This is a genomic window from Macrococcus carouselicus (assembly GCF_004359515.1).
Lineage (GTDB): Bacteria > Bacillota > Bacilli > Staphylococcales > Staphylococcaceae > Macrococcus > Macrococcus carouselicus.
This window is the reverse complement of record NZ_SCWD01000006.1, coordinates 53,352-65,319: the sequence shown is the minus strand read 5'-3', so window position 1 is coordinate 65,319 and position 11,968 is coordinate 53,352. Positions and strand designations below refer to the sequence as shown.

Genomic DNA, 11,968 nt, shown 5'->3' with positions numbered 1-11,968 from the left:
TCATCATCTTTCATTGTTTTTCTCTTTCGTATTTCGAATCATGATAAATAAAACAATGTATAATATGACATTACAAATATACATATATATGGAAAATAAATCCCATACATCCTCTGCTACCCCGCCCAGAATCAAGAATAAAACTACTGTGGGACAGAAAATCAAAAGTAATCCAAATAGATTTTTAAATTTTTCAAGAGAAGGTTTAAAATTGTTCATAATATTTAACGTTCCTTTATTTTATTTACATCCACCCGGTGGATATTTTTTTTGTGCAGCCTTAATACATGTATACTGTATAGTAGCAAGTGTTACCACAATACCTCCAATTGAGGCTGAGCTTTTGCCAGCTTTACCTAACGTCGTTCTGACATTTTTCCATTTCCCATTTGCTACATCATCAATAAACTGTTTTCCAAATCCACTTAACAATCCGCCCAAAGTAACTAAACTTTTAACTTTCTTCCCGACACATGCATCTAAAGATTGATAATATTTTGTATTAACTTTTTTCCCTTGGATACCACAAGCTAATTGTCTTGAATCTGGACTTGCGATTCGGGCTTGAGTACTTAACGCTCTATTGTTGCTTTCTGCTGCTTCGGGATTCTCTGCACTATCTAATATATCAATGCTTTTATTATTTAACATTTTAGCTTGAGTCAAAGCTTCATTTTTATACGGATTATCTTTTAACTCCTCTTCCATCGCCTCTAGGTTGTAAGTAACAATACCTTTATCATTAACACTGATATTACTTTGAGTGACTTCGATTATTTGATCATAATATTTGTCTGAATTATTACTTGATGCATGAGCCTTTGATTCTATGTAGGGATTCATCCCTATTGAAAATAACAACACAAATATTAACACTAATCGTAAAAGTGATTTAAACATCTTATACTCTCCTTTAGTTTATTATAGATTCAGTCTAAACCAATCAAATGAATTAAAGTTATATAATATGGATTTTTAAGGAAACTTTAAGGTTTTAAGTAAATATATATAATTTAACAGTGATAAAATAGGACCGCTCCTGCCGCTTCCATTCCTCCCTGATCCTCAGTTTCTCCTGCCTCGCCATCACCTTGACGCTCTCCCTCAGAGACTGTTTTCTATCGGTCTAAGTAGTATAATAGTTATAATGCTATGTACTAAAGTATTTTATCTAGGAGGATAAATGATGGATTGGGAAAAAAAGGCACTAGAAGATTTATTGAAAATCTGTATTGAAGTTGGTAAGGAGAGATTTGATTTATTGGTAGCATTAGGTGAACTAAGAATAGAGGTAGATATCGAGGACCCAGTTTTTCAGACATTACAGAGCATGATGCCTAAGTTTGATGTGCTAAGCGAAAACATAGAGTTTGTTGAAGAAAATTGCATTGGAAAAGATGGCAAAATCAGCAAAGATGACCAAGATTGGCAAGATTTCATGTCTCTTATTATGAAGAAGTTTAAGAAGAGGTACAACAAAGGCGGATTAAAGGTTATGAACTGGGAGAAACGTGCTATCGATGAAATAATCAAGTTATTGATCGAACACACTCATGAGACTTCCCAATTATATGACAGGCTATCAAAGTTAGAAATAGAGATTAATTTAGAGGGCAGCGCTAATCTTATTCTCCACCGCCTCTGTCCTGATATCCCTTACCTCTCTGAAGGTATCGAAGTTGTTGAAAATGAATGCTTTGTAAATGACAATAAGATCGACATCCACTCGGAAAAATGGAAAGATTTCATTTCTTTAATCAGAGAATATCTTGAAAAAAGATATAGTAAAAAATAATATAGATACTGAAAGCAGATGCTCGCTGAGCATCTGCTTCTTTATGTATTCATTACAACCATTGATTAAACAGAACATATGTTCTATATTTAGGTCAAGGAGGGCTGCAAATGCTTAATTATGTCTTTATCGATGAAGATTTATTTTTAGAACTAGCTGAGAGACTTCAAGTCCATCACCCATCACTTAATACAGTATATGGACGTAGATATTTAAATCTTTTAGTAAGACCTGGCACTGATCGATTTGCTGTGAGATCAACAATTTATGGAGCTATAGAAATAGCAGAGGAACTTGGAACACTTAAAAATCAAAAAGTATTAAACCGCATTGCTTATGAGAAAGGTGATGACATTGAACAAATTCTCAATGAAAAATCCTCTACATCCTGAATTGCCTGAAGAATACGAAAATATTTTAGATTATAGAAAAATTTCTAGAAAGTATCTATGTAAAAATATCCCACAGGGCGGAGGGATGATAAAATGGACTTCTTTTGCTACAACACCTGAGCTCTATAAAAATATTGAGCAGCATATTAATGAGCAGAATAAGATAAAAAAACCTGAGCTATCAGATGAACAGATATTAGAGATCAATATCAGACTGTCAATGATGATGAACAAACCATCATCCTGCGCAGTACGCTGTTATGAAGATGGCTATATCAATCAGCATGAATGTATTATTGAGTATGTTGATACGATTAATAAAACAGTAAGATGTTATCTCTGTTATATGCAGGAAAGAAAGGTTTTCAGTCTATTTGATATTGTTGAAATCATATAAAGTGTCCGTAAATTATTAATTAATTAAATTAGGTATCCCTTTTACTTAATTTTAATATCTTTTAAACCCTTTTAAGATCTTTTTTAAAACCTTTTAGGTGGCATCTCATCCTTACAGACACAAGAGGTTCAAGAGTCGATAGGGGACATTTTGTATGAGATAGGGGGACGTTTTGTATGTATTGAGGGGACAATTTGTATGAGATAGGGGGACAATTTGTATGAGATAGGGGGACAATTTGTATGAGATAGGGGGACGTTTTGTATGTATAGGGGACATTTTGTATGTAGATAGGGGGACATTTTGTATGTCCCTTTTTCTGTATGTTATAATCACTCTAACCGATTCGGAGAGGTGTATTAAAATGCAGCAGATCGTCCAAATAAAAAACGAAATGAATACTATACCGCTCAAAAATTTTAGCTCAGTCGAGCAAGACTTATTCTTTACGCTCTGTTCAAGACTAAGAAATGAAGATACTAAAAAAATACGATTTGACATCGCAGAATTGAAAGAACTCAGTAAATATTCATCGACTTCAAATAGCCGTTTTGTTAAAGACCTTGAATCGCTCTACGATAAAATCTTGCAAGTTACTTATAGAGTGGGATCAGATCAACATTTCAAGAAGTTCACTCTGTTTACAGATTATGAGGTGAATATGATTGAGGGTTATCTAGATATATCTGTGAATGAAAATTTTAAACACTTGCTCAATAACTTTGAACTAGGGCAGTTCACGATATTTGAATTGAATGAACTGACAAGCTTCAGATCGAATTATACTAAAAATTTATATAGATTATTGAAGCAGTTCAAGTCCACTGGATATATGAAAGTCAGTATGGATCGCTTCCGAGAAGTATTATGTATTCCCTCGAGCTACAGGATGAGCGATATCAATAAAAGAGTGCTCAATCCCGCATTAAAGGAATTTGAGAATGTATTCTTTAACCTCAGTTATAATAAGGTACATAGTAGGACAGATGGACGAACAATAGAGGCTATAGAGTTCAATTTTCTTCCTCAGAAAAATATAAAACCAATAGCCAAAGAAAAATTTAAGCAATCAAAGGAGACCTCCCAGAATAAACCAGTAGCTGGCGATGAAGAAGAAAAAGAGATGGAAAAAGCCTTACTTTTCGGAGACTATATACATTTAAATCCTATGTATCAACTTGTTCAAGACAGAGAAAAAGACCATTAAAAAACAGCTGACATTTTCCGTGAAATGTCAGCTGTTTTTTAAATTTTATTATTATTCTCTGATACCCATTTTTTTATAGTCTCTTTACGTTCTGAATAAGACTTATCAGGCAGAGCCTCAGCGACTAAATCATATAACTCAAGTGCTTTATCGTATTTCTCCAGATTCATAAGAAGCTGCCTGATAACCTGTGTTTTTGATTGACCTGAAAATTCAGGAACCACTTCATCAACCATGCTATAAAGTGAGACCGCTTTATCGTAAATTTCAATCTTAGGATATCTATTCTTTTCCTTTAGCTCTGTAACTGTGTTATCCGTCTGTTTGAACACTTTAGCCGTCATTCGCTTTAATTCTGATGGATATTCTTTGACTTTTTTTTCAGGGTTTACGAGTCGTAAGTCTTTCTCTATCTCAACAGGCGGCTGAGGACTTTTGATGTTCTTATTCCACCCTGCCATATTAATTCACTCCCTCTTTCTCTGCCTCAATGTTTCTGATCCTCTGAAGAGTCTCATCTACTGCATCTACATACATCTGTAATGTTTTCTTATCGTATGGCTTATCTTCGGTGATACCATATTTACCCCATGCGACAACACGCTTTGAGCTGCGGATGACATGCTCATACATATCTTCCTGAAACTGCTCTCTCAATTCCGCTTCGACTAGCCTGCTGATTGCACCAGTAGAGTCCACAAGATAAGGTAATACTCCGATAAGTTCAATACCCTCGTTATACTGAAGCATACTTCCGATGTAGTTATAAATCTTTCTCGTTGAATTTGCACTGGCTTCCTCAGTCTGAGTCGTAACAATCATAAAGTCAGATGAACAGATTGCGTTTGTAGTTGTGATGCCTGTCGATGGTCGTGTGTCATAAATGATGTAATCATATTTTTCTTTGATGGACTGAAGAAGAGTGTAGAACAGATAGTATCTTGCTTTCTTATCTTTAAGCTCCTCTACAACATAGGTGTCAAACTGTTCCAGATGCCATGATCCATGTACGAGGTCGAGGTTTTCATGAAGAGAGACGATAGAACCACTAATATCACGTTCAAAGTTACTGTCTACAGATTTCTTGATAGCCTGAAGCAAATCTGTTTCAGGCTCAACATCTTCTTTGCCGAACGTTCTTTTCAGTTTTTCAGTGACGTCTGCCTGTGGGTCTGTATCAAAGACAAGCACTTTCTTTTTTTCCTTAGTTGCTAAAATGTAAGCAAGAAGTTCTACAAATGTAGATTTTCCGACGCCACCCTTAAAGTTTCCGACTGTTATAATTTTTGTCATTTGAGTTCCCTCCTGTCTCCTCCATTGTACACCAAAGTATACAATGGTGTACAAATAAAAGAGCAAAAAATAAATAATTAATATGAATTAATTATATAACAATCAATTTTATTTGTGAAGTATAGTTATAAAAAAGAGCTCAAATCGTTGTCATCATTGAGTTCTAAGGATAATATTGATATAATTTATATGTATATATTATTATCATTATAATACGAAAAAGGAGTTGAAAATAAACGATTTAGAAGCTGATATTTTAAAGATTGAGGAATATATTGATGAGATGATTATAGCATGTTCTCGCTTTACTATTACAGAAATGGTTAAATGAGGAAACAGTATGTCAACTGTGTGTCGCTTTAGACAGAGACGTTCAGACATATTCAAAGTGAACTGCTTAACTCTTAAACGCATCGCAATTTGTATGGATCAACTTGAGTCAGCACAAAACAAGAGAGAGAAGCATATCAAAAAGTTACTGAATGATTTTGTTCGTGTTTATATCATAACCGCAATCAATGAGGACAGCTTCATCTCTATTAATCATAGAACAATGAATAAGTTTAATGATGCATCATTAGACACCCCTTATAACATCAGTACACTCATCAAGTACGCACGCTTAATTAATCAGAAAAAGACACACACGCATATCAAAACAATAAGGAGCTGATTTAATGTTTAGAAAGAGTGAGCTTACAAAAGAAGAAAAGAAAGAGCTGAAAAGAAAGAAAAAAGAAGCGAGAATCAAAGCCAAACAAAAAAGGGGGAAAAGAAAGAAGACTGATGACAACTACTATATCATCGGCGGTCGCTTCGGAGATCGAGATGAAAGGACAAAGGGTGGAATCAGAACGTTGTATTTCAGACGCTTCACTTTTCTGCTGCTTGCTTTAGGAATTATGATGCTTGTCTATCAATATGCTGAAATGATTGATTATAAGACTAATAATTCAACTCCTATCGGCACGGAGCTCACATTCCTGAAATCTGAAGCACCCTTGACTATTTCAGATATATGGACGGACAAAAAGAGAGAGGTTACAGTCGTCAAGTTCAAGTATAGTGATAAAGCAAGACAGCTCCTATCAACTGAGGGTAAGAACTATAATCTTCACTTCCTGCACACGACAAAGCATAAGCCGAAGATTGAAATGAAATATGGAGTTCTCGGTACTGAGGGCGACGGCTATCTGTTCATCAAGGGGAAGCTAGATAAACGAGCTTATCAAATCTACATGGCGAATACGCTTAACATGAACTACGGGGACGATAAGGCATCACCTAATATCTCAACTATCCAGAAGAAATCAATGGAAGAAATGCTGAGTTCAGTGAGTGAAGATACAATGAATGAATCAGGTGTCATCACAGCTATCCAGAGCAAGTTCAAGAATAAAGAAAAGGAACATAAGTTTGATAATATCAACTTCAGACTTAACGCTTATAGTGACAATACGAAAGTCTTTGATGGGACATTCCTGACAGATGATAATGAGATTGACTACGGTAAAGTTATCAAACAGACTTCTACAGTTAACGTTGTGAAAAAGATTGCTAAAGCAATGGAGACATTACAGCAGGAGAGACAATCCTATACCGTCAGCCTTGAAGAATATCAGAACAGACTTAAACGTGACAAGAAGAACTCAGATGCCAAAGAAAATATTGAAAAGATTAACCTGAGAATAGAGAAACTTGATACAACACTCGATGCACTCAGAAAAGAGAAAGAACGCTATGAAAAATCAGAGTTCAGAAAAGAAGATTTTGGTAATATGCAGGAAAACTTTGAGTACTTCGACCTACAGAAAGGCGGCTACAATTAATGAGTAAAACATACACGCAGAAATCACAGGAAAAATTTAAGGAGATCAATGAGTTTCTGGGTAACGCGCTCAGCATACTTGATTATCCTGATATTGAAGTCATAGAACGTGATGAAGAGATCAGGGCGCTTGAATATCTTATGAATCGAAGACAGACACCTGTTGCCTGTCTGATAGGAGATGCAGGTACAGGGAAAACAGCAATCGTGAAAACTTATGCTAAACAGCAGTTTTTGAATGGCAATCATGTTATTGTGTTATCTGTAAATATAGGTGCGTTGAACTCTGGGGGTGTCCATAACCTCAAGGAGCGTATGGAGTGGCTGCTGCCAAAAGTAAAAGAGTATCAGGATGTTCTTCAGGAGGAGGAGCATCCTGATACAAAAGTCATCATATTCATTGATGAAGTGCACAGAATCATCTCCGTTTTCGGTAACGGTTCAAAAGAGGGCGGAGATATCCTCAAGCCCACTCTTGCCAGTGCGGGTAAATACGTGAAAGTGATTACAGCGACCACAAGAGGCGAATATGACCGTTATATAGCTAAAGATGGTGCACTCGCTCGAAGACTTCATACACTTGCAATCAATGAAGTGTCTCAAAAGACGACGAAACAGATTCTCAGAAACTGGTTAGACAAGACAATCGGTGAAGCGGCATCATCTGAAGTAAGCGATAATACTCTTGAGAGAATTATGAAAGCAAACAGACAGATGCAGACTGAATTTGCAGAGCCCTCTAAGTCTATAGATATTCTTGAGACGATGCTTTCCATTCATGAGACAGATGGACGGACGATGGATAGAGAGCTAGTCAACTATGTATTCAGGACTTCAAATAACGTTGACCTTAACCCGCAGATTGATCCTGTACATACGACGAACGTTTTGAGAAGACGAGTGAGAGGACAGCCTCTAGTACTGTACACGATGGAGCGCATGATTGATAACACGGCTTGGGAATCACAAAGCAATGAAGTCAACCAGAGACCGACAACAGTCCTGATGGTTGGGACGTCGGGTACAGGTAAGACTGAGACTGCTAAGGCAATCAGTGAGGCTACAAAAGGCGATGAATCTGAGCTTGAAATATTCAGTATGACTGATTATGACAATGCGGAAAGTTCTGACCGCTTCCGTCTTGATCTCGGTATGATAGCCCGTCATAAACGCTCTGCCATATTTCTTTTCGATGAAATTGAAAAAGCGCATCCCAGTGTCATACTCGCAATGCTGCCTATACTCGATGAGGGTGAGGTGACATTCTTTGAAGAGGGTGCGGATGGCTATATGGTTAGACAGCATGCTTCTCTCAGGGGGTCGTTTATCTTCGCAACATCTAACTCAGGTTCAGAGATGTTTGAAGACATCAACCGTTACGCCAGAGAACTTCAGGATATAAAGCAGGATGAGATAGACAATTACTCTGAGGAATTGAAGTTCAGCTCAAGAAAACTTGAGCCTGTTATTCAGAAAGGACTTGAAAAGGACTTTCCAAAGGAGCTTCTCCAGAGGTTCACCTACTTCATTCCGTTCAATTCACTCAGCAATTCCACGAAGCTCGATATTGCTAACAAAATGCTGGCAGAGGAACTGAGACAGTTCAAAGAGAGAGGTTACAACATCTATATAAGTGACCGTCAGGACTGGATGCCAGGCTATGCTCAATATAAGGCTAACGAGATTGCCATGTACATTGTATTCGAGCGTATGATGTCACGTAATGCAGGTGCAAGCGGTGCACGTAATATCAGAAAAATTATCAAGACTGATATTGTCTCTGAAATCCTCTATACCATGAGAAAATATCCTAATCTGAAGCGGTTCAGACTCAAGACTAACGGCAAATGCAGCTTTGAGTCCAGAGATGATGCAGTGACTCGTGGTGCAATTATAGTAGAACCTTATTAATTTTAGTAAAATACAAACAAAAGGGTGATAAAAATTAATAAAGATACTATAAAAAAATTGATTGATGATTATAAGATATTGCAGAACCCTAAAACAACTACAGTGAATAAATACAGTGGAAATTATAATAATGTACGAATAAGCATATACTTCGATGCATGGGATCAAGCAAATTATAACTTTCAATTATTGTTGGTGTATGAAAAACAGTATTATCTAGTGAACTTGAGGATAATTGATGCAAATATTACTTCACGCTTTCTGCCTGATTTGCCTGTAACTTTACAAAGACAAATTATAGTCGAAGGAACATTGAACGCTTTCTATGAGCAAGTTGAGCATATTATCAATAATAATAAACGGATCACTCTTAATATAGAGAGAGATACCACATATATTAAAGCTCGTAAATATAGCCCATGTACTGGAGAAATGTTTCTTAAAGGTCTTACTCATAAAAATATGACATCTAAGATGATGATATGGATTGAGAAGAATACTAACATCAAGAAAGAGGACATCGAAAAGGTGAAAAGAGTAAGAAAAACATTCGTCAGAACAGACGATATAAATTTGAGAAAGAAGATAGATATTATCCTAAGAGATAATAATATTCAATAAGAGAAGCCGACCAAAGTATAAATTTTGGTCGGCTTCTTATATAGAAATTGATTTTTAAGACAATCATTAATTTATCTAAATATATAGTAAACGATATTATTTTTAATTAATTGTAAATTTCTAATTATTTATAAGAAAACGATTGCAATACGTATCAAATAGAGTAAAATATTATTTGTATTACAAATATATGAAAAAAGAGGGATTTAAATGAAGAAAATTGTTAGTTCATTTGTAGCCACTTCAATTATTTTAACAGGATTTTCGGGAGTGGTTCATGCTAGTGGAAACACATCACCTACTTCACAAAGTGTAGAAAGTTATCAGGCTCCTAAACTTTTAGAAAATCAATATGTAGATGAAAACGGGGATTTATACACTTTTGAATCTAAGCAGAAAAAAGATCTGTATGTTCAAATGCAAAAAAATACAGCATCTGCTAGTACTCAGGTTAGAAGTATTACAATTGGTGGTGCTCCTGCATACAAAGTATCTTCTAAACGTTACAACATGCAATTTGGCGGATATATTTCATCCTCATGGACAAAGAAAAAGGAATATACCATGGTTGCTGGTAGATCTTATGGATTCAGTGCAACAGTAGAAGGATTTGGGGTTAACTTCAATTTTACTTATGAAGATGGCGGTGTTATTCCGGCTGATTCAAAAAGATACAGTAAGTTAGCTAAATATGCTGATTTTACATTAACTAAATATAGAGTTGTGCATCCAAAAGTAGGAACATACTATGTAACAAAGAAGAGTGTGCATGATACTTATATAAGAGTGAAATATAAATAAGAATATAGCTAATACAAAAGATAAGCCTATCTAACGGGCTTATCTTTTGTATCTTTATTTATTTTAAAGTAAAGCATAATTATTAAAACTACTGTTAAAATAATCGGTACAATCAATGGTCTCCATTCTTGAAATAATTCAATATTTGATCGCACTAAATAATGTAAAAAAAACATCCAGGCAATATTCAAAGCTAAAATAAATATTTTGTCATTTGTTTTCATTATTGTCACCCCATTATATTTTAATAAGTTAATTGTAAACGCTTTATTATTTAATTGAAAGGATGAATTTCTAATGAAAAAAAATAAAATAATTACAGCAAGCATTATAGCAGCAGGAATTCTCTTGTCTGGTCTTAATATTAATTCCCAAAATAATCAAGTTTATCTAGTCTTAGATAAAGCTGAAGCAGCTGCTCAGAAAACAGAATTTGTAAAATATATATCTGCGAGCTGGGGGAAAGTTTCATCCTACACGTATAATGGGAAAACATTTTCTGCTGATAAGAGTAAATTTAGTAAATTAGCACAATATAGAACTTATGAAATTAATTGGTTCGGGTGGAAAGTAACCAAATCTACTTTCTATAAAGTTGTATATAAATAAAAGTTATCAAATGGTATTGCTGAAAGAATAAAGATGATTTTAACAATGGAGAATTATTTAATTCTATCGGTAAATACAACTGCACAGTGACAGTCAGACATAGCTCTAAGAGCAAGTATTATAATTTTGGAGAATATATTAGTGATACTTACGATTTCTCTCTACTCAGCTCTCGTGACAGTTTTAAGAATAAAGCACCTGTAACGTTCGGCAATAACTTTGCATACGCATGTGAAAAGTTAGGCGTTGTATATGATTTCCCAGTTAACTTATATGTTCAAGGTACTTTTTAAATCTTTAGCCTAGTGAAACCAAATTTATCAAACTATATAAGAGACTAGATAATTGATATGCTCAGTCTCTTTTTAATTGAATTAGTCTTTTAAGCACTATATCTTATTTGTTAAAAAAAGGATATAATGTAAATACGTTAAAATATAAATGTATCATATAAGGGAGTTTTTATAAGTGGGAAACAAATTATTGCCAAATATTATATTTATTAGCATGCTAATATTCTTCATATTAACATTTGTAAAGAATCACGGCTTTATATTAATGATTGCAGGGATTGGCTTTATTTCAATATGGACTGTTATCTACTTAGAACAAAAAAATAAGACTTCATCAAAAATAGAACATAGAAATAAGTTTTAGCATCTAATTAATGTTTTTAGAGGCGACAGTAATCACTGTATAGTTAAGACAACTAACAAAAGAGCAACAGGACTGGCTGACTTAGAGGCAAAAAAAGAGACTGAGCAATAATGCTCAGTCTCTTTTTAATTGAATTAGTCTCTTTAAACAACATACTCTTTAAACAACATATAATTAAACATCATATCTTGTTTATGATTTTATTATTAAATTTTTTCTCTGTCAATCATTATCAAGAGAAGTATATACATTCATTTATAGAGTCGGTTGCAAGTATCAGTTTCTTGTAATGGTATTGAAAATAGGTTTTGCAGCATTAGTTTGGTTACATACTAGAAATATGTTATTGTTCATCAGTTCAAGTCTGTACGTCAGCATTAAGATTAACCTCCATTCTTTAGAGTTAACCTTAATATAACAAAACTTTTAATATACACCTCTAACCAGAAAATAAAAC

General features: G+C 34.6%; 13 protein-coding genes. 9 read left to right on the top strand and 4 right to left on the bottom strand.

Going from position 1 to position 11,968, the window contains the following annotated elements:
- Window positions 1-240: 240 nt before the first annotated feature.
- Window positions 241-900, bottom strand: a complete 660-nt coding sequence (locus tag ERX40_RS10195; protein ID WP_133418399.1) for a hypothetical protein — start codon at window positions 898-900, stop codon at window positions 241-243.
- Window positions 901-1,186: 286 nt separating this feature from the next.
- Here ERX40_RS10195 and ERX40_RS10190 point away from each other — a divergent pair, with 286 nt between their 5' ends.
- The 4 genes from ERX40_RS10190 (at window position 1,187) to ERX40_RS10175 (ending at window position 3,791) form a co-directional block, all read left to right on the top strand.
- A complete protein-coding gene (locus ERX40_RS10190) occupies window positions 1,187-1,795 on the top strand; it encodes a hypothetical protein (protein ID WP_133418398.1) in 609 nt (202 codons plus the stop codon).
- A 110-nt stretch (window positions 1,796-1,905) separates the two neighbouring features.
- The gene (locus ERX40_RS10185; RefSeq protein ID WP_133418397.1) at window positions 1,906-2,187 is read left to right on the top strand and encodes a hypothetical protein; all 282 of its coding nucleotides are present in this window, start codon (window positions 1,906-1,908) and stop codon (window positions 2,185-2,187) included.
- Entirely contained in the window at window positions 2,165-2,584 is a 420-nt protein-coding gene (locus ERX40_RS10180) for a YolD-like family protein (RefSeq protein WP_165980749.1), read from the top strand. Before ERX40_RS10185 ends, ERX40_RS10180 begins: the two co-directional genes overlap by 23 nt.
- Before the next feature lie 364 nt (window positions 2,585-2,948).
- On the top strand, window positions 2,949-3,791 hold the full coding sequence (locus ERX40_RS10175) for a replication initiation protein (protein ID WP_165980748.1): 843 nt from the start codon (window positions 2,949-2,951) through the stop codon (window positions 3,789-3,791).
- A gap of 38 nt (window positions 3,792-3,829) precedes the next feature.
- Here the strand turns inward: ERX40_RS10175 and ERX40_RS10170 are convergent, their stop codons facing one another.
- Both ERX40_RS10170 and ERX40_RS10165 read right to left on the bottom strand, forming a co-directional pair.
- Window positions 3,830-4,252 (bottom strand): hypothetical protein, encoded by a 423-nt coding sequence (locus ERX40_RS10170; protein WP_133418394.1) that lies wholly within the window; start codon window positions 4,250-4,252, stop codon window positions 3,830-3,832.
- 1 nt (window position 4,253) lies between these two features.
- Complete coding sequence (locus ERX40_RS10165) at window positions 4,254-5,084, bottom strand: ParA family protein (protein WP_133418393.1); 831 nt, start codon at window positions 5,082-5,084, stop codon at window positions 4,254-4,256.
- A gap of 677 nt (window positions 5,085-5,761) precedes the next feature.
- On the opposite strand from ERX40_RS10165, the gene ERX40_RS10160 reads away from it, so the two are divergent.
- The 4 genes from ERX40_RS10160 to ERX40_RS10145 all read left to right on the top strand — a co-directional run bounded on the left by ERX40_RS10160 (window position 5,762) and on the right by ERX40_RS10145 (window position 10,245).
- The gene (locus tag ERX40_RS10160) at window positions 5,762-6,913 is read left to right on the top strand and encodes a flagellar biosynthesis protein FliS (RefSeq protein WP_133418392.1); all 1,152 of its coding nucleotides are present in this window, start codon (window positions 5,762-5,764) and stop codon (window positions 6,911-6,913) included.
- Window positions 6,913-8,823 (top strand): AAA family ATPase, encoded by a 1,911-nt coding sequence (locus tag ERX40_RS10155; protein WP_133418391.1) that lies wholly within the window; start codon window positions 6,913-6,915, stop codon window positions 8,821-8,823. The genes ERX40_RS10160 and ERX40_RS10155 overlap by 1 nt, the downstream gene beginning before the upstream one ends.
- Window positions 8,824-8,847: 24 nt before the next feature.
- A complete protein-coding gene (locus tag ERX40_RS10150) occupies window positions 8,848-9,444 on the top strand; it encodes a hypothetical protein (RefSeq protein WP_133444697.1) in 597 nt (198 codons plus the stop codon).
- Window positions 9,445-9,654: 210 nt separating this feature from the next.
- On the top strand, window positions 9,655-10,245 hold the full coding sequence (locus ERX40_RS10145) for a hypothetical protein (protein WP_133418389.1): 591 nt from the start codon (window positions 9,655-9,657) through the stop codon (window positions 10,243-10,245).
- A 26-nt stretch (window positions 10,246-10,271) separates the two neighbouring features.
- On the opposite strand, the gene ERX40_RS10140 is transcribed toward ERX40_RS10145, so the two are convergent.
- The gene (locus ERX40_RS10140; protein WP_133418388.1) at window positions 10,272-10,469 is read right to left on the bottom strand and encodes a hypothetical protein; all 198 of its coding nucleotides are present in this window, start codon (window positions 10,467-10,469) and stop codon (window positions 10,272-10,274) included.
- 73 nt (window positions 10,470-10,542) lie between these two features.
- On the opposite strand from ERX40_RS10140, the gene ERX40_RS10135 reads away from it, so the two are divergent.
- On the top strand, window positions 10,543-10,854 hold the full coding sequence (locus ERX40_RS10135; RefSeq protein WP_133418387.1) for a hypothetical protein: 312 nt from the start codon (window positions 10,543-10,545) through the stop codon (window positions 10,852-10,854).
- Window positions 10,855-11,968 lie beyond the last annotated feature (1,114 nt).